A 24,520-nucleotide genomic window follows, 5' to 3' on the forward strand; every position below is an offset into this window, starting at 1 on the left:
CTCCTGATTTTTCCTTTTATCTATAATGCTGTCTGCCGCCGCAGACAATAATGTTTTGTTGCTTTTTATAACGGCCGTTCCTTGCTATACCCCTATTATATGGTACCTTCCCCGTTTTCGTAAACGACACAAATTACCGTTTTACAATACATTTTCCCTGAATTATAAGGCAGAGCTTTCAGGGGAATTTCCGCCATCGTAAAAGGGAGACCTTCTCTTAAAGAAGTATCTCCCTTTTATTCTTATCCCGCATTTACGATGGGAATGGTCAGCAGAACCGTGGTTCCTTTATTCTGTTCACTTTTATATACCAGCCCAAATTGCTCTCCATAATAAAGCTGTATGCGGTGATGCACATTCTGCACGCCATAGCCGCTGGTCTTGGATGTGAGAATATAGGGCAAAACCTCTTCTGGTATCCCGCATCCATTGTCAGTCACCTCAAAAACAAGAGTATTTTCCTCCCTGCGCCCTCTCACGAGAAGCTGCTTCGGCCCTTCCGTTTCCTTGTGGTCCAAGCCATGAATAATAGCATTTTCCACAAGAGGCTGCAGCAGAAGATTGAGCATCTCATACTCCAGGATAGATTCTTCCATCTCCATCTCCGCCTCAAATTTTCCGGAATGCATCATCCTTTGAATCCTGATATAGGAGCAGGTATTATCCCATTCTCCCTTTACCGTAATAACATTTTTCCCCTTGTTCAGGGTGGTTCTGTAAAAAGTGGAAAGAAGCTGTGCCATCTCGCTGATTTCCTCCTGCTCTGCCATGATTGCCTTCCAGTTAATCAAAGACAGACTGTTATACAAAAAGTGAGGATTGATCTGAGCCTGGAGAGCTTTCATCTCATATTCCTGCTGGGTTATCTTACTCTGGTAAACCTCGTTTACCATATAATTCAGACGCTCCACCATTTTGCGGAAGCTATGAATCAGGCGGCCAATTTCGTCGGAAGATTCCGCCTTAATGTCCACTGCCAGATGGCCGTCCTCCACCTGTTCCACATTGTGCATCAGCTCTCCCAATGGCTTCACTACGCTCTTGGAAAGGATAGAACTGGCTAAAATAATAAGGACCATACAGATTATGATCACCAGCAGCACTAAAACCGTAATGCCCTTCGCTGCCGCAGAAACCGCGCCCACCGGCCTGTACAGGAGGATTCCCCATTCACACACGCCGATCCGGTCCTCCTTCACCACGCAGCGGCCAGACCGGAGGACTTCCTTCTTGCTCACGGCAGCAATTTGCTCTCCCTGCCCCGCAAGGTAAGAGAACACTGGATTGTCATTTGTATCTGTGATCAAGACGCCGAAATCCTCTTCAAAAAGTGTTTTCAGATTGGCAAAGGTCTGCCTGTCGCTTATCTCCATATAAATGATATTCTGCTCTGACTTCTTCTCAGAATAAATTTTACAGTACAGCTCCAGCTTATTGTCTTTATAATACCAATGTATCTTACTGTCCTTCAATTCCTCTGTGGAAATACCAATCTCATTCAGGGGCCTCAGGCTCTCTCCGTGAGAATATATGGTTGCATTGGAGCTGTATATGGTCACTCTTTCAACAGCGGGGTTCAGATTTCGGATGTTGGAAAGCATTGGGTCAATCACATCCCGATATGCCAGAAACATCTGGAAATTCGTATCATACCGCGCGGCAAGAGCCTGCTCCAGATTAGAATTCCAGACCAGGCTGTCCATGAAATATTTGTATGAAGTCAGGCTTCCATCCAATGCTGTCACGTTCTGCTGTAAAGTTTCCTCCAAAACCTGCTCCTCACGGGCAAGCAGGAGATTCCGCACCTGTACATAAGAAAAAACACCCAAAATAATCACCGGAATCAAGCTCACGGCCATATATCCCAGCAATACCTTTTTGCGGAATTTCAAATTTTTATACCACTGCTTTAGCTTCTTCATGCCACTTGATTTCCTTAATGTTCTCTGTATTTTTCAGGTGTGATACCATATTCGTTGCGGAAAGCCTTGCAGAAATAGGAGAGGTTGGAATATCCCACCATCCTGCAGATATCACTGATCTTCATATTGGTGCCCAACAGCAGTTCCCTGGCCTTCTCCATTCGCACGTTTTTGATGTACCGGTTAATGCCGATCCCCTTTTCCTGGCTGAATATGCTGCTGAGATAATGAGGTGTTAAATACACCTTATCTGCCAGAATATCCAGGCTCAAACCTTCCATATAATGACGACGGATATACTGTTCCACGATGGATATCACATGATTAGGTGACTCCTCAACCGTCATTTTTTCCTCCAGCTTTTTTAATACCTGCTCAAGGAGAAACTCTATATCCTGGAAGCTGCTATACGTATATAGCTGCTCCACATTTGCGATAAGCTGCTCGTCCTCACCAGGCAGTCCCAGAAAAAGTATTTTCAGTAAATTGGCACAGATAAACCGTGTATAAATGTAAGATTGAAAGCTGTTATTCCTGCACTTTTCGATGAGCTGCTCCACATTTTTACGAAGGCTGTACCCGTCTTTACACTTCACATCCCGCTCAATTTCCCGAAGGAACTGCTCTTCTTTTTCTGAATTGGCTTCCACTTCCCTTTTGTTCTCATCAACCGGATATACATAGATTCCTTTGTAGAAAAAGCGGTCCTCCAGATACCCTTCCGCCTGTGCATACACCACTCCGATATCCTGTGGCTTAAGAAGCGGGGGACTGACGGAAAAATAACACTGCTCCTGGTATTCTTTCTCTACCAACAGGTGAATACACTGCGCCAGCTGCCTGTATTCTTTCTCTGTATACTCACCCCCTTTTAATAGAAGGATACCCTGGGAAGGATTCAGGTCAATCATGTCAAAGGGCAACTTGTGCTGCTCCCTTATTTTATCCTGCAATTCATAGATATCCTCTGCCCTGTTTCCGAAAAATTCATCCTCAAACTCCATGAGAATCATCCTTGTATATTTCTCCAGAAATGCCAAATCCTTATCGAGATATTTGCCTTTCAGCTTATCATAAGGCATTTTATTTAACAGTCTGGACAATATATATGACTTTTGCGCCTGCTGGTTCTGCTGCAAAAGAGCATTTTTCTGCTCCATCCTCTCCACCACCAGCCGGATAGTCTTTTCAAACTCTTCAGGATTCACTGGTTTTAATATGTAGTCCACTGCCTGCAGGGACAACGCCTGCTTCACATAATCAAAATCATCATATCCGCTGAAAAATATAATCTGTATCTCAGGGATTAATTCCCTGGCCTTAGCAGACAGCTCCAGGCCGTTCATAAAGGGCATCTTGACATCTGTAAAAAGAATATCCACAGCACTTTCCTTCAGCTTTTCCAACGCCTCCCTGCCGTCTGCGGCCTCTGTGATGTCAAAGCCGAAGCCACACTTTTTCATGAGGAATTTTATTCCCATGCGCTCGTCATCCTCATCATCTGCAATCATCAAACGGTACATACCAATTTCCTCCCCAGCGCACCAGCCTTTAATATTTTATCTTTGAAGGAGATATATTCTGGCCTCATATGGCCGGAGAACAGACATATCACTCCTATCCTCATAATTACAGATCAACAGTGTACCTTCACCCCAGCTCTCCTGCAGGGGGCACTTCAAGGTCTTATCGTAGAAATTACAGATAACCAGAAGGTTCTCTGTTTCTCCCTGCCTTAAATACGCAAAAATATCCTCGTCGTCTTGTAAAAGCATTTGAAAACTTCCCTCAGCAAAGACGTCATATTCCTTGCGCAGACCCACCAGCTTTTTATAATAATTGTATATGGAACAAGGATCGTTTACCTGGGATTCTGCATTGATTTCCCTGTAGTTTGGGTTAACCTTTATCCAGGGAATACCTTGGGTAAAGCCCGCGTTTTCTGTGTCATCCCACTGCATTGGCGTCCTGGCATTATCCCGGCCCTTGGCATGGATGGAACGCATAATGTCGGCCTCCTCATAACCTTTGGCTAAGCGCTCCTGATACATATTGCGGATTTCAATATCCCGGTAATCTTCAATGGCATACTGCACATTTGTCATGCCCAGCTCCTCGCCCTGGTAGATGTACGGCGTGCCCTGCATACCATGCAGAAGCGTTGCCAGCATCTTTGCAGACTCTGCCCTGTATTCCTTATCATTTCCCCACCGTGACACAATTCGGGGCAAATCATGGTTGTTCCAAAAAAGGCTGTTCCAGCCGAAGCGGTTAAGCTCTGTCTGCCAGCGGTTCCATATTTCCTTCAGCTTCAAAAACGGCAGCGGGGCCAAATCCCATTTCTCTTTCCCCTCCTGCTGGTCCAGACCAATGTGCTCAAACTGGAACACCATAGAAAGCTCGCTGCCGTCCGGATTACTGAACTGCTTAGCGTTTTCTGTGGTCGCTCCCCAGGCTTCGCCCACTGTGATCAAATCACCCTTCTGGAACGTTTCCCGGCTCATTTCACGAAGATACTCGTGCAGGCGGGGACCATTATTGGTAATCTTTTTATCCGGCTCCTTGGCAATCTGGTCAATCACATCCAGCCGAAATCCACCCACGCCCTTTTCCATCCACCAGTAAATCATATCATATATTTCCCGGCGCACCTTGGGATTGTCCCAGTTTAAATCCGGCTGCTTGACTGAAAACTGGTGGAAATAATACTGCTGTACTTCCGGTACCCACTCCCATGCAGAGCCGCCGAAGCAGGCAGTCATATCGTTGGGCGGCGTGCCCTCCACACCATCCCTCCACACATAATAATCGTGGTAGGGATTTGTTTTACTTTTTTTCGCCTCCAAAAACCACCGATGCTCATCCGACGTATGGTTCAAAACCAGGTCCATAATAATCCGGATATGATGATTTTTCGCCTCCTTAATCAACCTCTCCATATCATCAAGGGTCCCAAACATAGGATCAATATCCTGGTAGTCGGAAATATCATATCCATTGTCATCCTGCGGCGACTGATACACAGGAGACAGCCATATAGCATCAATCCCTAAATCCTCCAGGTATCCCAGCCGCTCTATAATCCCATTAATATCCCCAATCCCGTCACCGTTACTGTCCTGAAAACTCCGTGGATACACCTGGTATATCACAGCCTTTTTCCACCATTGGTCCTTATTTATCTCCATCATCCATAGTACCTCCATCAATTTGTAATTTAATTGTAACTATTCAATAGGTCTGCGCATTTACTGCGCTGACCGTAAGAAAGCGTTTAGCAGCCAAGCAAAAATCCCATCGCCAAAGGCGATTTTGCATGGATTTTTGCCTGTATCTGTGAGGGCACTGATCAGTTACATTTAATTATAGGAGACTATGTGATTTAAGTATAGAAGAAAAAATACCAATTTGCAAAAAAATTTACGGAAAGTTAAGGAATCTACCTGGACATTGTATATTCCCCACATTCCATGGCATGGTTAAGAGAGAGATTGATTATCTTACGGGGAAAGAAAGCTGGAAGGGCTTAAAAGTGATAGGTAAAGTAGAAAGCATTCGGAAAATCATATTACATGATAGGCCCAACACTTCTCTCTTCTGAAGTATTGGGCCTATTTTTACTCCTTTTATTTGATCACATTGATCACCGTACTGTTGTAGGAACACTTTATCAAAGTGTGTCTTGTGATTCTCAAAGGTCACATTTCCGTCTGCAGGCCTTAAATCCCCTTTAGATTTGTCGTTTTATAGCCGCTTTTCATCGTCACCGTATGCTGCATAGGTTCCCGGTCTGTCAGCCCCAAAAGGTATAGAGCAGACTCGTGGAAAAAAACAACATGCGGACATCTGGACTGCAGGATATACATCCCATCCTCCCAGGCATCCGGGGACAGATAGATGCCGTGGGCCATCTTTTCATACCCGTGCTTTTGGATAAATTCTAAAAAGTAGGGCCTGGAAATTTCTAATGTCTGAGCATCTGCTGTCCTCAGGATCCTTTTCTTTTGAGAGCTGTTCCAACATTTCTTTGTCATTTCATCACCTTACTTTCATACAACTTATAATAAAGTATTATAGTTTGTATGTAAAGTATTGATATCGTATGATTTAACTGCTGTTTATTCCTTCCATCCAAAACCTCTCCCTAAATATCTACTAAAAAAGCGCCTGTTCCTTTAAGAACAAACGCTCTGGCCTCTTGATACTAATCTCTATAATACTTATAAAAATGATACAATAAAAAATGATTTCTTTATTCGCAAAATAAAGCACTAAATATTCTGATTATTATAATAGTACCAAAATAGTACCACGACCTATAGTTAAAGCCGTGAAACCCGCTGTTTATGCGGCCTCACGGCTTTCTGTTTACTATTCGAACTCGCTCCTGTTAGATGTTTTCTAAACAGATTTGCTTATGAGATTTAGCTCAGAGTATTGGTATTCTTTCCATTATTCAGATAGTAGAGGCTATCTGATTTTTTGTTGCCATGGTGTTGCCAAATTACTGTCCCCTATATATACACCTTCGTTCTCGATGTTCAATCAAAGCTTCTTAAATAGTTCGACTACTCTTTCGTATTCGGGGTCATCTATACTGATTACTTTATCCGTTCCTTTAAGGATATCTCTTTTTACAGTAACCGCAAGTCTAACCTTCCAACCCTGTTCCAAAGTAATCTCATGCTTTTTGGCAAATTCTTCAATTTGATCACACACAGGCTTATCTTCAACTACAATGTCATCGAAATCTTCATCGACTTCCTCAGGGCGTGGTAAGAATTTAGCTATAACTCGAGCAAGTTTTTCTTTCGGAAAAATATCTTCAATTTCACCATTTTCCAATGGTGTATAGTCAGAAATATTGATTATCTTATCTTTATCAGCCGCATAAAAATCTGATTTTAGCTCTGTAGCCATTTTAATACCCGGCTTATCACCATCAATTAAAACAGGCGGTTTTGATGAAGTTGTCCCAGATAAAATTGCGGAAGTTGCTTTTATACCTTTGACACCACCGGTAGGAATAAATACAATCTCCTTAAGTGGTGAAATACTTCCTTTTGAAATTAACAGATTTTTTAGCGCAGAAAGGTAGACCTGATCAGACTCTCCTTCTACTAATACTGGATTGCAATTTACAAGCAATGTATCAGATACGGATAATCCTAAAGCTGCATGAGCCGGATAAATTGATTGTGGTTGATTTTTTCCTTTTAGTCGCTCTGATGCACGTAGATCAGGACTAACAACCGTTTTTCCTTCTGCATCAATATATACAGATCGCACTCTTTCCAGATGATTTGAATCCACCATGAACGGCGAATGTGTAGTATATAACATTTGGTTATTCGTTGCTAAGTTTTCAAAGAAAACGAACAGATCTTTCTGGGCCAACGGATGAAGTGTTACTCCTGGTTCATCCAAAAGAAGTACCGCATTCTGATGATGCTGCTCACTCTCAACCAAAAACACAAGATAAAAGCTGAAAAACCATTGCAAGCCCGTACTTCTGGATTCCAGCTCGATTCTTTCCGGTCTGATAGAATCAGAAACCCAAATTCTAAAGAAACCTCCATCTGCTTGGAATTCAAAGGTATAGTTTCCTTGTTTCCACCACTCATTAAATGATTTTGTAAAGGCCGTTGAAGCGGAAGCTAATAAAATCTCACGTTCTTCTTTTTTACTAGCAATACGCTCAATTTCTTCTGAATTAAGACTTCCGGAGCTTTCAGATCCCAAATCGGTTATTTCCTGAGGATCAAGCTTGACAAATTTGAATAAAGTTTTTAATGTACGAGCTTTAGCAGCTTCTTTTGCGCCTAAATCCGTCCTTCCAATATTCTGAACGACTTGAGGCAAATAAATCTGTGAATCCAAATTTCCATAGTTTGAATAGTACACATACTTAGGCATATTTGCCTTAAGATAATCGAGAACTTTCTTGGTTTCAGCAAGCGTTGGCATGGATGCCTTTTCAAGGAGAGTAGAAATGCAATGCAACGCATCATCAATAACGCTGCAAGCGACAGAACTTTTTACATCCTCTTCAAAAGATTTGAGCTCTGTTACAATGTCCTTTAACTCCGTTATGATATCGCTATTACTATTGAGTTGCTTCAATGCCCCGTCCAATATATCTTTGGCTTTTTCTCGACGTTCATTTTCCGCTTTGGCAGTTGACTCCGATGCTGCAATTAGTGTGTCTTTACATTTCTGCAACACATTTTTGGCTTCTTCCTCAGCATTAGGATTGGCTGCTTGTTCTAAAGGGAACTCCCAAAATAAGTTTCCGTCAAAGTCCTTTGATACAATAATCTCTACAAATTCATCTGTAGTATGTCCACTTAGTTTAGACAAGTCTTGCTGCTCTTGGTCTAACAACCGATATTTAGCATAGATGAATACTGGCTTCTTTTCTGCTGCTCTGTAAAGATGGTACTTGTCCCTTGGTAGATCATCCTTTAGATCAATCTTACCTTCGTTCGCCGGATTCAATTTCCATAATGGAAGTAAAATATTTGTTTTACCCGACTCGTTAGTTCCAATCAATGCTGTGATTTGCTCAGCATCAATCCAGCCGCTATCTTGAACAGAACGGAATTCTGTAACTCGAAAACTGTCTAAAATCATATTTTTTCCTTTCCGCTATATTAAAGAAAACATAGCAATATATTTATCTCATTCTGTTAATGAACGAGTTCTTGAAATGCTCTGTACATTGCCTCTGTGACATACGAATCAAGGTTTAATTGTTCTTCCGTAAGTTGCAAATTTGCAATCGTGAGTGTATCAATCATTTTTTTGAAATCCAACCGTGCAAGAATTTTCTTTGTATAGGGACGCTTTGCATCCAAAAACGCAATGCTCTTCAAAAAAGCTTGTACAGGAGCACTATTTAGAAGCAACATTGCCACATAAGCTGTATCATAATGGTCAAAGCAGATAAAATAACTTGTATCATCAGTCATGACCGGAATCCCATCATCCGAATACAGTACAGAAAACAACGGCTGCTTATAAAATCCACTTACACCTACCTTATAGGGAGAGTAAGAATAATCACCTACACCAAACATAGAAAACTCAGGTGCATGAGCATATATAGAACTTTTTCGTTTTTGGAAATCTTCTAAGTGTTGCTGTAAATATGCCCATGTCTTCGGAACGTCCAACTGTAGATGATCCGTAGGCTCTTTTGCTTTTCTCTGCGTAACAATCACATATTTTTTAAACGAGTTGATTATTGGTTTCTTGAACATGCTACTCTTAATCAAAGGGTATACAATATTCTTTTCAATATCTACCAGTTCTTTTCTCCCGTTTACAAACGATTCTTCATTCCATGTAAGTTCCATAACTTTAGAGCAATCATGCTTTACACCTTGCCGCCATTCAAAGCAACTTGTTCCATCAAAATTATAAGGCGAAAAAGATGTGTCGCTGTAGAGTTGACCATCCTTATAACCGAAATTTGAAATTACATGGTCAACATCATCAAAGTTACGTACATTGCAAATATCTGGTGAGTTTTTAGTCTTACCCAATGCTATAATGAGTAAGCAGGCACTTGCACTAATATTAAAAACTTTGGATGCATCAAACTCAACAACTTCACATTCATAAAAACCAATTTTGTTTCTTTTCAGCTCAACAAACACATTCCGTGCAACCGCTGTTTTACAAAGCATAGCTAATGTCGTATCTGTATCTCTATACTCATCAATCAATTGTAAAATGATATACTCGCAAATGTCGAAATTGCTTGAACCTGTGATTGCGTCAATGCCTTTCAGACCTTTGAAATTCTTCTTTTGTGGCAGATTGGTAGATTCCATTGAAGATAATGTGCTATTAGTAACCCATGGAGGATTTCCTATAACAAGACAATTTTGGGAATTCTGAAACAGGCTTCTTGTATCGGTTCCAAAAAAGTTCTCGTTTAAAACTCGTATTCTTTCATCGGTAACATTCTCTCGACAAAGAGCACAATACTCGGGATTAATCTCGATTCCGACAATCTCGCCTGCTCCAAAAACCAAACTACTCTTCAGAAAATTTCCAATTCCACATGTGGGTTCCAATATAGCTGTTGGGGCAATGCCTTTTTTCTCTTTGAGATATAAACATACCTTTTCTGCAAAATCGATGGGAGTTTGGTAGTCTCCAAACTCTCTTTTACCACTCATAGTTTATAACTCCATCAACACTATTGTTTAGCATAATAACTCTGCGGTATTGCAATCTCCATTGTAACGCATTACTGATGGTTAAATAACCTTGCATCGGTTCGTGATCAAGAATTTCTTCAGCTAAGTCGTCGTATACAATTTCATCGCCTGGGACATTTCTATCTTGTAAAAATCCAATGATGTCTTCTTTATACGCTCCATCATGTAGCATTTCACGCAATCTGCAAGTGATCGTATAGTCAGCAGTTCTACATTTGTCAATAAAGGTGCAGTGAGTAAAGGTAAGCGTGCAAGAATTGGGTGTATCATGTTTATCATAAACAAACACCAATAAGTTATAGCCTAACCCAAAAATCTTCTGGCGAGCATTCCTAAATGGACAGCTTGACTGAGGTTGAGTGATAGATGTGACCTTGATATCAGTCAGGATATCTTCTCCAGGAAGATCAATTCCCTTTGCGCTACTACCAATTTCAACATCATACATTCTATCCAAATAGGTTTGAAATCTGTGCTCTACATATGTACCAACAGCCTTTCCATCAGTTACACCGATGAGTTCGGTGTGGTTCTCCTCAGAAAGTCGTTCACAAAATGCTTCCGCCTCTAAAATTAAATCTCGAATTGTTAAAACAGGTTTCATTATTCTTATCCTCTCATTTTTCATTAAGCTTAAACTCTAAAACATCATCCACACCACAGTTTAACGCCAAACAAATTTTTTCAATACTTTCGATTGATACATATTCCTCACGTTTAAGGCGAGTAATTACATTAGCACTAATCCCTGCCATATTTTTTAATTGAACATTAGAAATTTTTCGGTCTATCATTAGGTGAAAAAGTTTGTCGTAACAAATCGCCATACTACACCTCCTATGATGAAATTTGCAATAATATATTATCACGAATTCGTGATTATTTCAATCGCCAATTCAGATTTAACCTCTATGAGATTTAATAATGTAATCATTAGATGGTTGGATACAGGAATCAGTCACATTGTTTCTGCTCGGCGCATGCGTTCAGATATCTGTTCAGAAACAGAAATACATATACTATCGAGCCATAACCCCAATAGTCTAAATCTGAGAAAAATCAACAATTATTGAGCTAGCTAACATAGAAACAGGCAGAAAAGAAGTTTTCGGGATTATTGTGGCAAGCAATGCGTGTGGATAGCCACACACAAATCCGGCAAGCAATGCGTGTGTTAATACACACTCACATTTCCTGCCGTCTGCTTGTTGAGGGCAGAGCCCCCAAGCCCCTTTGAACACAGAATTTCATTCTGTGGCTGCGCGTTCTGCGAACGCTTTGAAAGGGTACGCCAAAACGCCGTCTCCTTTCAGATGCCCTGGAACAAATCGTTCCACCCTTACTGCCTTATGGCTGCCGCGGAACACAGTAACCCTCGCTATATGGGTGGGCAAAATGTTTTCCTATCGTTCGCTTTTACTTTGCACCCTGTGCCCCGGTTTCAAGTCATGAGGGCTACCCCTTAATGATTACATGGTACGCCCTAAAATAGGGATCACCTGAAAAGATGGGGTGGCGAAACACCACCTCATATCTTCTTTCCCGCAACGGTGGCGACGGTCGCAACGGTGCTGGGAGTACTCCTCAAAACACCGTCGCGACCGTTGCAAGCGTCGCGCTTTACTTGATTACTTCAACCATAGGTGCTTCTATTACCATGTAGGTCAGCCGGATGCGCCGTCCTGAGTGCTTTGTTTTGTTTTCGTATTTCACCTGATATTCTTCCAGCAGGCGGCTGGCATTTACATTCAGATGCTTAGTAAGACGGTTTACTGCCATATTCAACTGGAGGGCTTCAGAAAGCTCTGTTGGGCTGCCTTCCCATTCGCGGTTCTTGTCAGATACGATTTTCGCTACCGCTTCCAGCACCGGATCCGGAGGTTGCTTCCAAAGCTCATTCTCCGCATGGTCAAGGAGCCATACCAAACGCTCCTGATCTTTACTTAAATACAGCCGCTGATCCGGCTGATCCCGTCCGCTGATTTCCAGTGTGGCCTTTCCGTCAGTTCGTTTTTCTTTCTGCATAATGAGTGCCCCATCTGCACAGCCAGACAGTCCGGTGGTGCCGGAAATCTTCTCAAAGCTATCTCCCGCAGGCTGCTTTCTGGTGTGGTGAACGATCAGGATGCAAACTCCATGCCGGTCTGCAAATTGTTTCAGTTTTCCAATCACCTCATAGTCGCTGGAATAACTGTAGTTATCGCTCACCATCTCCCGGACTTTTTGAAGTGTATCCACGATAATCAATTTGGTGTCTCTGTGTTCCCGGACAAACTTTTCAAGTTGTTCATCCAAACCGCTGCCAATCATCTTGGCACTGGTAGCAAAGTGGAGAGAGCTTGTCCCCTCCACACCGAACATACGAAACATCCTGCGCTGCAAACGGCTTTCGTCATCTTCCAGAGCAAGATAGAGGACTGTTCCCTGATGAACCTTGTAGCCCCACAAATCCTGCCCAGTGCTGACATGATGGGCGATCTGTGCCACCAGGAAGGACTTGCCGATTTTGGGCGCTCCGGCAAGGATATATGCTCCGGTATAGAGCAGGTTTTCAATCACTGCAGACTTTACCTCAAACACATTGTCCATCAGTTCGTCTAGGGTTACAGTGTGCAGGTAAGTTGGGTCGCTCATGCGCTGTATCCTGCGGTACATTTCCTCCAGGCTTTCCTGAGGATTTATAACTTCATCGTTGATTTCTCCCTTGGAAGTGGTTATACTAATGTCAGAGTTTTTAGAGATTGACTGCCCATCGTCTGCGCCAACAGATGAGTCCTGGGTGGTCATTTTCTTTTTTTCATCAATCATAGGCAATATCCTCCTGCATTCCTTTCATAATGGTTGTGATCATCTGGATGGTGTCCAATAGTTCCTCATTTACGCCTTGCCCGGCTTCAATCCGGTGCAGCTCGTCCAGCACAGCAACCAGCTGATCTCGCAGTGCCTTATAGACTCTTGGATTTCCCTGTACTACCACATCCCGGCAGAGCAGCCGACGAATGATATAATCCTGCTTGGTCAGTCCGGTGAGCTTGACTGCTGTTTCAATCTGGGCATCCTCCTCAGGGGAGACCCGGAAGGCTACGGTCTTGTTCCTCCAACGGTTGTGCTTATCCAAATTTTTTGCTGACATTTTTAATTGCTCCTTTCCATATTCAATTTATCTGCCATTTCCGTTTGTTTGGACGGAAACAGGTGTGCATAATTGTAAGTGATGTCGATGCTCTCATGTCCTACCCGATCTGCGATGGCTGTGGCGGAGAACCCCATGTCGATCAAAAGCGAAACTGCGCTGTGACGAATATCATGGATTCGGATGCGCGGGACTCCGGCCTCTTTGGAGCCTCTATCCATCTCCCGGTGGAGATAACTCTTGGTGACGGTGAACATTCGGTCATTTGCGCCAATGCCATAGAGCATTTTGAGGTAATCCTGAATTTCCTCTGACAGAAACTGCGGCATAGTGATGATCCGATTACTCTTTTCAGTTTTTGGAATGGTAATCAGATCCTGTCCGTTTAGCCGCTGATAGGATTTGTTGATGGTGACAGTGCGTTTCTCAAAGTCAAAATCTGCCGGGGTCAAAGCCAGAAGTTCTCCCTCTCGGATACCGCACCAGTAAAGCATCTCAAAGGCATAGAAGGACAGCGGCTTGTCCATCATCACTTCGGCAAATTTCAAATACTGCTCCTTGGTCCAGAACATCATCTCTCGGTTTTTCTTTTTCCCCATACTGCCAGCCTTTTTGCAGGGATTTTCCCGGAGGTTGTAGTACCGAACTGCGTGGTTGAAGATGGCGCTGAGCTGGTTGTGGACCGTCTTGAGATACACAGGCGAGTAGGGCTGTCCCTTTTCATCCTTGTGGTTCAGCATCTCGTTCTGCCAGGTGATAATCTGCTGGGCAGTGATGTTGCACATCTTCAGCTTGCCGAAGTAGGGGAGAAGCTTTGTGCGGATAATATGCTCCTTTGTGGCCCAAGTGTTTTCCTTGAGCCGGGCCTTCATATCCGCTGTGTAAAGTTCCACAAAGCTTTTGAAGTTCATATCCAGGTCGGCACTGGTTTTATGAACCTGCTCACGCTCCCATGCCTGCGCCTCTCGTTTCGTCTTAAAACCGCGCTTCTGGGTCTGTTTCCGCTCACCATTCCAGTCGGTATAGCGATAAACTGCCCGCCAGGTGCCGGTTTTTTCTTCCTTGTAAACTGCCATTATGATTCCTCCTTTGCCGTTTTGGTATAGTAATACTTCTCCCTGAAGAATTCTCGATTGACTCGGCCGGAAATGGTCAGATACCCTTTCTCCTGCAATTCTTCATTAAGCCCATGGATCACCTTGTAGGCGTGGGATTTGGAGATGCCCAATTCCTGAGCAACTTCGTCTGCTCGCATAAAACTCTGTTTCTGCATAAATAAAATACCTTCCTTTCCTTGTTGGTTGCTTTTGCCTGCCAATTTTGTTTTTCATAAAGACCTCCTCACTCTCTACTGCCACTTTTTTCAGATTTTGCACCCAAGAATTTTGAAAAAAGTTTCTTCAGTTATTCCAACTAAGCAAATATGCTTTGCATATTGCCATTATACTAAGCATAATAGCTTATGTCAATCGGAGTACGCAAAATAAATTAAATAAAATTGTTTAGGATTCTCTTGACTTTACTAAGCATTTCTGCTACGCTTTTCTAAAGACAACCAACGATTGGAGTGGATGATATGGCGATTGGTGAACGAATTCACTTTTTCCGTCTCCTGCGGGGGATGACACAGAAATATCTCGGCATGACGCTGGGATTCCCAGAAAAGTCTGCTGATGTGCGCCTTGCACAGTACGAAACAGGATCAAGAACCCCAAAGGCAGACCTGACCGCTGCTCTGGCTGAGGTGCTGGATGTCTCTCCCCATGCGCTTTCTGTCCCGGATATAGACTCCTATGTGGGGCTCATGCACACCCTGTTCACCCTGGAGGACAACTACGGCCTTAAGGTCAGCGAGATGGACGGAGAGGTCTGCTTAAAGGTCGATGTTCGGAAGAACAAGGATGCCGCCCGTCTGCATGAGATGCTCTGCTCTTGGCAGCAGGCCGCCGCCATGCTGGAGGCGGGCGAGATTTCTAAGGAGGATTACGACAAGTGGCGCTACCACTATCCGGAGTTTGACAAGACCCAGAACTATGTGAAGACGCCGCCCCAGGATCTCGCTTGACCCTCTCACTTGTAGGCCACGAAAGAGGTCGTTTGTTGCACAGGACAATAATAAAAAGAAAAAGAGAGCTAACTGACTAATCAAAATCAGTTAGCTCTCTTTTTATGAATAATGAAAAAATGTTGCCAAATCGTTGCCACGGAGGGCATCAAACCTTAGAAAACCCAGTCATTCCGGGCTTTTCCGGGACTCTGAAATCATTCGAACTCAATCGTAGCCGGCGGTTTCCCGGTACAATCATACATAACCCTGTTAATATGCTTCACTTCATTCACAATCCTGCTTGTCGCCTTCCCAATCACATCCCAGGGAATCTCTGCGCTCTCAGCTGTCATGAAGTCCGTAGTAGTAACCGCTCTCAGCGCCACTGCATAGTCATAGGTTCTCTCATCCCCCATAACGCCCACAGATTTCATATTCGTCAATGCTGCGAAATACTGTCCAATCTCCTTATCCAGTCCTGCATTGGCGATTTCCTCACGCCAGATGGCATCAGCCTCCTGCACCATTTCCACTTTTTCCGCAGTTACCTCTCCAATGATCCTGATACCAAGACCCGGGCCCGGAAACGGCTGGCGGAACACCAGATACTCCGGAATCCCCAGTTCAAGACCGGCCTTGCGCACCTCATCTTTAAACAGGTCACGGAGCGGCTCGATAATCTCCTTAAAATCAACGTAATCCGGCAGGCCGCCCACATTATGGTGAGATTTGATCACAGTGGACTCTCCGCCCACTCCGCTCTCCACAACATCCGGATAAATCGTTCCCTGCACCAGGAAGTCAACTGCACCGATCTTCTTCGCCTCTTCCTCAAATACGCGGATAAACTCTTCACCGATAATTTTCCGCTTATCTTCCGGCTCTTCCACACCTTTTAATCTCTCATAAAAACGTTCCTGCGCATTTACTCTGATAAAATTCAGGTTATAAGGGCCTTCCGGTCCGAATACCGCCTCAACCTCATCGCCCTCATTCTTCCTTAAAAGACCATGGTCCACAAACACACAGGTAAGCTGATTTCCAACTGCCTTTGACAGCATAACCGCTGCAACAGAAGAGTCCACACCGCCGGAAAGCGCGCACAGCACTTTGCCGTCTCCAACCTTCTGACGGATGGCATTGATGCTCTCCTCCACAAAGGAATCCATCTTCCAGTCACCGGAGCATTGACACACATTATAAACAAAATTGGAAAGCATTTTCTTCCCTTCCTGTGTATGCAGCACTTCCGGATGGAACTGAACCGCGTACAGGTTCTTTTCCGGATTCTGCACTGCTGCAACCGGACAGTCCGATGTATGGGCAATGATCTCAAATCCCGGTGCTTCTTTCGCAATATAGTCATTGTGACTCATCCAGCAAATTGTCTTCTCGGACACGTTCTCAAACATCTTGGAAGACTGTTCCACCGTAACCTCGATCTTTCCATATTCCCTGACAGGCGCTGTGCCTACCTGACCGCCTAACAGATGCATCATAAGCTGCGCACCATAACAGATTCCCAGAACCGGAATTCCCAGCTCAAAGATTTCTTTTGTATATGTGGGAGAATCCTCCAGATACACGCTGTTAGGACCTCCGGTAAAAATAATTCCCTTAGGCTGGATTCCTTTTATTTTCTCAATATCTGTCTTGTAAGAATAGATCTCACAGTATACATTGCATTCCCGAACACGTCTTGCTATCAACTGGTTATACTGGCCGCCAAAATCAAGTACAATTACGGTTTCTCTCTTCAAAAAAGTGCCCTCCTGTTCTTTTGCATTCCTCAAAACTAGATTTCATTATAAAATATCCCGCTTCAATTTACAAGAAATTTTCCCTTCCATATCTTAAAAACAGAATATCTGACAAAAATCGCCCCTGCAAAGCCGCATTCTTCGTGAACCTTACTTAACTGTATTTTATACGGGATTTACGTGAACCATACAGTGTTTTACCAGCGGAAACTCCTTTTCAACGGCATCATGCACCTTCTGGGCTATCTCATGTCCTTCCTCAAGGGAAAGCGTGCCATCCGCGGAAATTTCAATATCCACATACATTTTTGCTCCGAAAAGCCTCGTATGCAGCATATCAATATGCAGCACGCCGGCCTGTTTTGAAATAATGCCGCGCATCTGTTCCAGAGTCTCATCATCACAGGATTTATCCACCATCTTATCTATGGCATCCTTAAATATATCATAAGCCGCTTTTCCTATAAATAAACATATGATCACACTGGCAATGGGATCTAAAATAGGATAACCCAATCTTGCGCCCAAAATACCGGCAAATGCTCCGACAGAAGAAAGCGCGTCGGAACGGTGATGCCAGGCTTCTGCCATCAAAGCGCCGGAATTGATCTTCTTGGCTGCTGCTCTGGTATACCAATACATCCACTCCTTGAACACAATGGAAACGACAGCTGCCACAAGTGCGATAACGCCCGGTATCGCCGCCCCTTTACTGTTTCCCTTTATGATTTTTTCCACACCGCTGATCCCGATTCCAAGCCCCGTGGCCAGCAGGATCACAGCCAGCACAATGGCAGCCACACACTCCAGTCTGTCGTGTCCGTACTGATGGTTGGCATCTGATTTTCTTTTGGAAATGCTGATCCCAAGAACTGCGATGATCGTTCCAAATACATCGGAAGCAGAATGTACCGCATCAGAGATCATTGCACCGGAATGACCGATAATACCTGCAAGCAGTTTAAAGAGAGAGAGCAGCACATTACCTGCCACACTGACTCCGGATACATGAAGTGCAATTTTCTTTGCCTTTTCATCCGTAACGAATTCTTTCCTTACCTGTTCCATTTTAAATCCTCCCCGGTATTGTTTCCTTGATACTGCATAACTTTCTCTGCTGCTTCTTAATACCCGGGCTGTTTCCAACCATTTAAAAAGCACCTGCGGAACAATAAAGTAATCTACTGTCCCACAGATGCCCTATGCTCATCTGCTGTCACTAAAAGTGACCCGGCTATACGGATGCCCAGCATCCGTGCCTGCTCAGTTTGTACTGTAGTATAAATGCAGTGCAAAGAAGTTTATGTTATTTTATGCCAGAGCAGGCCCATTAGTCAATGCTAATTTTTTATTTAGTTTTCTGTCTCGAATTCTTTGATCACAATTCCCATCCGCTTTGCGCAGACTATGGCCTGCGACATATTGAGCACAGCACCTCTCAGTTCCTCCTTGCCGTCGGATATGATGATTTTGTCCATATCACAGTCAGACATATCCACGCCCTTGAGCGCAGTCTTGAAAAAGCTGGTGCCGGCAAACTTTACCTGATGTAAGTCCATGTTGTCCAGCCCACATTTGCTCAGGCTTGACTCTTCCATATTCGTGTCCTTTATTTTAACATAGCTCATTCTGGATGCGTCCAGATTCATATCTGAAAGATTACATTCCAGAAATGACACATGCCGCATAAGGCTGCCGTAAAAATCAGCTCCAACTGCCTTGCAGGACTGAAAGGAACATCTCTTAAAATAGACATCCGTGAGGCTGGTGTTGGAAAAATCGCAGTTTTTAAAACGTACATCAGTGAAACTGGCCTCATCGAAAAAACAGCCGATAAACTTACAGTTTTCAAAAGCTACCCTTTTGAAACGAAGCAGTTTCCCATCAAACTTAGTGATAAACACTCCTTTAAAACAGCAGCCTGTAATTTCTTCCTCAGAAACCTTCGCAGCTTCCAGTACAGAAGACACGTCTTCCATGACCGGCAGTTTTACAGGAGCCTTTGGTTCTTGAAACATTTTACTGTTCATATTTTACCCACATTTCTCTTTCGTTTTAATTTGTAAGTTTAACCACAAATATCTCCACATTTGACCTCAGCGTTTTGGATCATTCCCATTCAATCGTAGCGTTCGGCTTTGGACTCATATCATAGCAGACACGGTTTACGTTTTTAACTTCCTTCATGATACGGTCTGTGATCTTCAGAAGTACCTTCCAGTCAACTTCCTCAATGGTAGCAGTCATGGCATCCACAGTGTTGACTGCACGGATGATTACCGGATATTCAAAACATCTGGCATTGTCACGCACACCGACGGATTTGAAATCAGGAACCACTGTGAAATACTGCCAGACTTTTTTATCCAGTCCTGCATTTTTGAATTCTTCACGAAGGATCGCATCGGATTCACGTACTGCTTCCAGACGTTCCCTGGTAATCGCGCCCAGACATCTCACGCCCAGTCCCGGACCCGGGAACGGCTGTCTGTACACCATCTCTTCCGGAAGTCCCAGCTCAATGCCGCATGCGCGCACTTCATCTTTGAATAACTGTTTCAAAGGCTCTACCAGCTTAAACTGTAAATCTTCCGGCAGGCCGCCTACATTGTGATGGGATTTCACCATTTTAGCCGTTTTGGTTCCGCTCTCAACAATATCAGGATAGATGGTTCCCTGTCCCAGGAACTCAATACCTTCCAGCTTTCTCGCCTCTTCCTCAAAGACACGGATAAATTCAGCACCAATAATCTTACGCTTCTGCTCCGGATCATCTACATTTTCAAGCTTTGTCAGGAAACGCTCAGAGGCATCCACATAAACCAGATTCGCATCCATCTGGTCTTTGAATACTTCCACTACGCTCTCAGATTCTCCTTTGCGCATAAGGCCGTGGTTTACATGGACACATGTAAGCTGTTTGCCAATAGCCTTGATCAGAAGTGCTGCAACTACAGAACTGTCCACACCGCCGGATAATGCCAGAAGAACTTTTTTATTGCCAACCTGTTCTCTGACGATCTCGATCTGGTCAGCGACGAAATTTTTCATATTCCAGTTTGCTTCCGCTTTACAGGTATCAAAAACGAACTTTTTCAGGATCTCAGCCCTCTGTTCCTCGCTCAGGTCCTGATATTTCTCACTGCAGGCCGCCGGTTCATGGTCAATTGCCATTACCGGACTGCCAGCTTCATAAATCTCCTGTCTTACATCAATGCGAACGCCGTCAACTATATGGTTTGGCCCGCCGTTAATGATAATACCTTTCACATTCGGGAGCTTTTCCAGCTCTTCTTTTGTAATATCATGGGGATAAATCTCACTGTAAACACCCATAGCACGGATTTCTCTCGCCAGTACGGTGTTCTCTGTGCTTCCCAGGTCAAGAATGACAATCATATCCTGTTTCATCGATATTTTCTCCTTTTGTATTTTCATATATTACACTGCCGCGGATGAATGCATCCGAAACAGATGTATATCCTCAGACAAGTGACTGATGCTGCCATTTTCCTCTGATATATCGAATGGTAAAGCAGACAGCGCGGAAAAGCCAGTCAATCGTCATAGCCACCCACACGCCAAATACGCCCCAGTGAAGCTTTACACCCAGCAGCACTGAGAATCCGATACGAAAAATCCACATGGAAACAATGGCCAAAAGCATGGTAAAACGTACATCTGCCGCTGCACGCAGAGTGTTTGGCAGCGAAAAAGACAACGGCCATATGGTCACTACGCATATGGAATGATATATCAGTATTTTATAAGCGTAGCCACTGGCCTCCGCTGACAGTCCGTAAGCCCTGATGATAAAGGGCATTACAAGCATGAGCAGTATATTGATTCCAATCAGGGAAATATAGGCGACCTTCATCAATTTCTTCGTATAATAATGTACCTGCTCAAAATCATTGGCTCCCACACACTGTGCTCCCACTGTGAGCAGCGCAAATCCTATGGACATTCCCGGCAGGACTGCAAATGTGGCCACATTGTTGGACACAGCATTTGCCGCAATGGACGCGGTTCCGAATCCCGTAACAATACTGAGCACCAAAATTTTTCCAAGCTGGAACATACTGTTTTCCAGACCGTTTGGTATACCAATGTATAATATTTTCTTCAGAAGCATCCAGTCTGTTTTGAATGAAAACGGATGGTGGATATGCAGAATCCTGCTCTGATTATTTAAAAGACAGAGCATTACCACACAGGCAACACCTCTTGATACAAGTGTGGGAATTGCCACACCCTCCACACCTCTGTGGAATCCGTAGATGAGCAGCGCATTTCCGCCCAGATTGATGGCGTTCATAAGCAGGGACGTCTTCATTGCAATGGTTGAATTTCCCATGGCACGGAAAATAGACGCACCTGCATTGTACAGGGCAATCATGGGCACAGACGCAAATACAATCAGCAGATACACATTGCAGTTATACATAACGTCTGCTTCAATCCTGCCGAACACTCCGTTGATAATAAGGTTCTTCCCAAGATATCCAAGCACCATAATGATGCAGGATGCTTTCAGGGTAAAGGACAGCAGCTGGTTGGTTGCCAGGCAGGCATGCTCAGCTTTCTTTTTCCCGATGAACTGTCCTGCGATAACGGCTCCTCCTGTAGCCAGTGCTGTAAAAATGTTGATGATCAATACCATAACCGTATCGATCAAGGATACACCTGACACGGCAGCCTCGCCTACGCTGGCCACCATGATAGAATCGGCAAGTCCTACAAACGCCTGCAGAAACTGGTCGATAATCAGCGGTATGATCAGCTTCCGCAAATCCGCATTTGAAAAGAATCGATTCATTTGTTTTCCCCTCACAATAAGCTTTTGTATTTTGATAGGAACAATTATACGCCCATATTTTTGTCAAAACAAGAGTCTCTTTCGTTAATTTTGCACCTTGTGCAGATATTTTTCCCGGGTAGCCATTCCACCCCGGATATGACGCTCCTGCTTGTTCACGTCAAGGACCTTGCGGGCACACTTTGCCAGTGAAGGATTAAGCTGCAGCAGACGCTCGGTTACGTCCTTGTGAACTGTACTCTTGCTCACCTTGAACTCCCTGGCGGTCTGGCGGACTGTTGCGTTGTTTTCAATGATGTAGTTGGCTATGGATATAGCACGTTCTTCTATATAACTTTTCAAGGAAAAATCTCCCGGAAACGTTGTTTTTACAATGTATGCCGGGAAATTTGGTTGTATGTCAATGCAAATTATTAGTTAATGTAGTGTAGGATATTTGATTGTATTTCGCCGTAGGGGGCGATCATATATGGACATCGGCACCGGGGGGTCAGGTTTAACTCAATCTACGCCACCGCGCAGGCAGAGATACGGTTCCAATGCCGGTGTCTTTAACGTCAACCTACTTCAATGCACGCCACCGCGCAGGCAGCGATAGGCCGGTCACCCGTAAACCGATCACGCCCCGGTATTTCAATCCACGCCACCGCGCAGGCAGCGATGAGATAAAGACGGAAATGAATTTTAGGAGGACAATTTCAATCCACGCCACCGCGCAGGCAGCGATAGGTGGAAAAAGATTTTTGCCTTATCCAGAATGGATTTCAATCCACGCCACCGCGCAGGCAGCGATGATCATTTGCTGCTGTTCTTCTGACAGTCCGCTATTTCAATCCACGCCACCGCGCAGGCAGCGATCTGGATGCGCTGACGCCTGATCGGGTGTATGTAATTTCAATCCACGCCACCGCGCAGGCAGCGATAGCAAAAATACACAAACATCCTCACTACATCTTGTATATAATATCATATTATTCTCATATTTACAATTAATTTCCACAGATTCCTCTCACTCCCCACCACCCCTTCTTTCCATTTTCAGCCCCACTACAAGTGCGAATCTCCCGATAAATCCATGCTCCCTCTCAATTCGCACCGGAAATTCTCTCTACACTTACACTTGACATCCCTTCCCCCCGCGTATATGGTATACTAAAACCCTCATCATCCGGCATCACCCAAAAGGAGGCATAACTTGAACTACACACTATACCAACTTCTATGGTTTTACTTACTCTATTCTTTCATTGGCTGGGCAATCGGCACATCGGTTGCGGCGGTCAGGGAGCATCGGTTCATTGACGTAGGTTTTTTATTCGGCCCCTATTGTCCGGCTTATGGTTTCGGGGCAGTGGCATTTGCTGTCTTTCTGCCCGAACTCAGAAATCACCTGTTTTTTCTTTTTCTGGGCGGGGTGATTCTTTCATCTGTTATCACGTTTTCTACCGGTTTTGTTCTGGAGAAAATATTCCATCGGAAATGGTGGGATTACTCACGGAAAAGATTTCAATTTGGAGGTTATGTCAACCTTCCATACACGGTTGTGTGGGGAATCTCTGCCGTAGTCTGTATCTCCTTTATCAACCCATCCCTGAAGGAACTGCTCGTCTTGATTCCCTCCAACCTGGGAACCATATTGTTAATTGTCCTGTACGCGGTTCTCTGTCTCGATCTGGCAGGAACGATTATGGCTATCAAAGCCGTTCATTCCAGGCTGCGAAGACTCTCTATCATTGAGGGTGTATCTGAAAATCTGCAAAAGGCTGCAGATATGATGGGCGAAGGGCTGACCGGATGGGTACAGAAACATATGGCTAAGGCTTATCCCAGCCTGGAGGCGAAAGAATTATTAGCTGCCCGACAGGAAAAGGAACGGCAGCTTGAGGCAGCCAAAGAGCGCGCCGGTGTGTTTGCTGTCGGCTGTTCGTTCTATAAACTGGTCTGTCTGTTTTTCCTCGGAGCTTTTCTTGGAGATATCACGGAAACCATTTTCTGCCTTGCAACTACCGGTAAATTAATGAGCCGCAGCAGTGTCGTCTACGGGCCGTTCAGTATTGTATGGGGCCTGGGCTGTGTACTGCTGACTGCTATTTTATATCAATACCGCAATCGCAGTGACAGTTATATTTTTATCTTCGGTACCGTATTAGGCGGAGCTTATGAATACATATGCAGTGTGTTTACAGACCTGGTTTTCGGTACTGTGTTCTGGGATTACAGTGACATTCCTTTTAATCTGGGAGGCCGTATCAACCTGCTTTACTGTTTTTTCTGGGGCATTGCCGCAGTCATCTGGCTGAAAATTCTTTACCCGCGGCTGTCCGCACTGATAGAAAAAATCCCGAAAAAAGCCGGAGTTCCCATCACATGGCTTATGATCTTGTTCATGGTATTCAACATGATCATGTCAGGCCTTGCGCTTAACCGGTACACGGAACGCCACTCCAATATATCGTCTGCCGAAAATGCAGTCACACGTTTTCTGGATAAACATTTTACCGATGAACGCATGGAACATATCTATCCAAATGCTATATTGGTTGATGACTAAACTCACTATAAATGCCTAAAGAAAAAGACAAGATTCCGGACACTGCCTCCGCATCTT

20 protein-coding genes, 1 CRISPR repeat array and 1 riboswitch are annotated in these 24,520 nt (G+C 44.1%); of the genes, 2 read left to right on the forward strand and 18 right to left on the reverse strand.

The genetic code is table 11. The annotated features are described in order from the left end of the window. Window positions 1–242: 242 nt before the first annotated feature. The 12 genes from WMO65_RS23760 to WMO65_RS23815 form a co-directional block, all read right to left on the reverse strand. Window positions 243–1,922, reverse strand: coding sequence for a sensor histidine kinase (locus tag WMO65_RS23760; protein WP_148392513.1), 1,680 nt, complete (start codon window positions 1,920–1,922; stop codon window positions 243–245). A gap of 14 nt (window positions 1,923–1,936) precedes the next feature. Continuing rightward, the gene (locus WMO65_RS23765) at window positions 1,937–3,445 is read right to left on the reverse strand and encodes a response regulator transcription factor (RefSeq protein ID WP_148392514.1); all 1,509 of its coding nucleotides are present in this window, start codon (window positions 3,443–3,445) and stop codon (window positions 1,937–1,939) included. 36 nt (window positions 3,446–3,481) lie between these two features. Further along, a complete protein-coding gene (locus tag WMO65_RS23770; protein WP_412337329.1) occupies window positions 3,482–5,110 on the reverse strand; it encodes a glycoside hydrolase family 13 protein in 1,629 nt (542 codons plus the stop codon). 531 nt (window positions 5,111–5,641) lie between these two features. Further along, on the reverse strand, window positions 5,642–5,956 hold the full coding sequence (locus WMO65_RS23775; protein WP_148392516.1) for a type IV toxin-antitoxin system AbiEi family antitoxin domain-containing protein: 315 nt from the start codon (window positions 5,954–5,956) through the stop codon (window positions 5,642–5,644). 511 nt (window positions 5,957–6,467) lie between these two features. Continuing rightward, window positions 6,468–8,555, reverse strand: a complete 2,088-nt coding sequence (locus WMO65_RS23780; RefSeq protein WP_148392517.1) for an AAA family ATPase — start codon at window positions 8,553–8,555, stop codon at window positions 6,468–6,470. 56 nt (window positions 8,556–8,611) lie between these two features. Further along, complete coding sequence (locus WMO65_RS23785) at window positions 8,612–10,111, reverse strand: methyltransferase (RefSeq protein WP_148392518.1); 1,500 nt, start codon at window positions 10,109–10,111, stop codon at window positions 8,612–8,614. Continuing rightward, window positions 10,101–10,757 carry a type II restriction-modification system restriction endonuclease gene (locus WMO65_RS23790; RefSeq protein ID WP_148392519.1) on the reverse strand — a complete coding sequence of 219 codons (657 nt, stop codon included), beginning with the start codon at window positions 10,755–10,757 and terminating at the stop codon, window positions 10,101–10,103. The genes WMO65_RS23785 and WMO65_RS23790 overlap by 11 nt, the downstream gene beginning before the upstream one ends. Before the next feature lie 13 nt (window positions 10,758–10,770). Then, window positions 10,771–10,980 carry a helix-turn-helix domain-containing protein gene (locus WMO65_RS23795; protein WP_148392520.1) on the reverse strand — a complete coding sequence of 70 codons (210 nt, stop codon included), beginning with the start codon at window positions 10,978–10,980 and terminating at the stop codon, window positions 10,771–10,773. Between the two features lie 793 nt (window positions 10,981–11,773). Then, on the reverse strand, window positions 11,774–12,961 hold the full coding sequence (locus tag WMO65_RS23800) for an AAA family ATPase (RefSeq protein ID WP_148392521.1): 1,188 nt from the start codon (window positions 12,959–12,961) through the stop codon (window positions 11,774–11,776). Continuing rightward, window positions 12,954–13,286 carry a plasmid mobilization protein gene (locus WMO65_RS23805; protein WP_148392522.1) on the reverse strand — a complete coding sequence of 111 codons (333 nt, stop codon included), beginning with the start codon at window positions 13,284–13,286 and terminating at the stop codon, window positions 12,954–12,956. The genes WMO65_RS23800 and WMO65_RS23805 overlap by 8 nt, the downstream gene beginning before the upstream one ends. A gap of 2 nt (window positions 13,287–13,288) precedes the next feature. Then, entirely contained in the window at window positions 13,289–14,362 is a 1,074-nt protein-coding gene (locus WMO65_RS23810) for a site-specific integrase (protein ID WP_148392523.1), read from the reverse strand. Beyond that, complete coding sequence (locus WMO65_RS23815) at window positions 14,362–14,559, reverse strand: helix-turn-helix domain-containing protein (protein ID WP_148392524.1); 198 nt, start codon at window positions 14,557–14,559, stop codon at window positions 14,362–14,364. The genes WMO65_RS23810 and WMO65_RS23815 overlap by 1 nt, the downstream gene beginning before the upstream one ends. A 303-nt stretch (window positions 14,560–14,862) precedes the next feature. Between WMO65_RS23815 and WMO65_RS23820 the strand changes: the two genes are divergently transcribed. Continuing rightward, the gene (locus WMO65_RS23820; protein WP_148392525.1) at window positions 14,863–15,351 is read left to right on the forward strand and encodes a helix-turn-helix domain-containing protein; all 489 of its coding nucleotides are present in this window, start codon (window positions 14,863–14,865) and stop codon (window positions 15,349–15,351) included. Between the two features lie 197 nt (window positions 15,352–15,548). Here the strand turns inward: WMO65_RS23820 and guaA (WMO65_RS23825) are convergent, their stop codons facing one another. From guaA (WMO65_RS23825) to spoIIID, 6 genes are all read right to left on the reverse strand, one after another. Then, window positions 15,549–17,093 (reverse strand): glutamine-hydrolyzing GMP synthase, encoded by a 1,545-nt coding sequence (guaA, locus tag WMO65_RS23825; RefSeq protein WP_148392526.1) that lies wholly within the window; start codon window positions 17,091–17,093, stop codon window positions 15,549–15,551. Between the two features lie 165 nt (window positions 17,094–17,258). Continuing rightward, window positions 17,259–18,161 carry a cation diffusion facilitator family transporter gene (locus WMO65_RS23830; protein WP_033139148.1) on the reverse strand — a complete coding sequence of 301 codons (903 nt, stop codon included), beginning with the start codon at window positions 18,159–18,161 and terminating at the stop codon, window positions 17,259–17,261. 114 nt (window positions 18,162–18,275) lie between these two features. Continuing rightward, a riboswitch (NiCo riboswitch) is annotated at window positions 18,276–18,370 on the reverse strand. A gap of 75 nt (window positions 18,371–18,445) precedes the next feature. Further along, window positions 18,446–19,123 carry a pentapeptide repeat-containing protein gene (locus WMO65_RS23835; RefSeq protein ID WP_054350520.1) on the reverse strand — a complete coding sequence of 226 codons (678 nt, stop codon included), beginning with the start codon at window positions 19,121–19,123 and terminating at the stop codon, window positions 18,446–18,448. A 79-nt stretch (window positions 19,124–19,202) separates the two neighbouring features. Then, window positions 19,203–20,504, reverse strand: coding sequence for a glutamine-hydrolyzing GMP synthase (guaA, locus tag WMO65_RS23840; RefSeq protein WP_148392537.1), 1,302 nt, complete (start codon window positions 20,502–20,504; stop codon window positions 19,203–19,205). A gap of 73 nt (window positions 20,505–20,577) precedes the next feature. Continuing rightward, on the reverse strand, window positions 20,578–21,912 hold the full coding sequence (locus WMO65_RS23845; protein WP_052098778.1) for an MATE family efflux transporter: 1,335 nt from the start codon (window positions 21,910–21,912) through the stop codon (window positions 20,578–20,580). A gap of 84 nt (window positions 21,913–21,996) precedes the next feature. Next, the gene (spoIIID, locus tag WMO65_RS23850; RefSeq protein WP_033139152.1) at window positions 21,997–22,254 is read right to left on the reverse strand and encodes a sporulation transcriptional regulator SpoIIID; all 258 of its coding nucleotides are present in this window, start codon (window positions 22,252–22,254) and stop codon (window positions 21,997–21,999) included. A 156-nt stretch (window positions 22,255–22,410) separates the two neighbouring features. Next, a CRISPR array of direct repeats spans window positions 22,411–22,835; the repeat unit is 32 nt; unit sequence ATTTCAATCCACGCCACCGCGCAGGCAGCGAT. 272 nt (window positions 22,836–23,107) lie between these two features. On the opposite strand from spoIIID, the gene WMO65_RS23855 reads away from it, so the two are divergent. Continuing rightward, window positions 23,108–24,463, forward strand: coding sequence for a putative ABC transporter permease (locus WMO65_RS23855; protein ID WP_148392538.1), 1,356 nt, complete (start codon window positions 23,108–23,110; stop codon window positions 24,461–24,463). The last annotated feature ends 57 nt before the right edge of the window (window positions 24,464–24,520 follow it).

Origin of the sequence: Blautia caccae (assembly GCF_040095955.1) — a bacterium.
GTDB classification, from domain to species: Bacteria; Bacillota; Clostridia; order Lachnospirales; family Lachnospiraceae; genus Blautia; species Blautia celeris.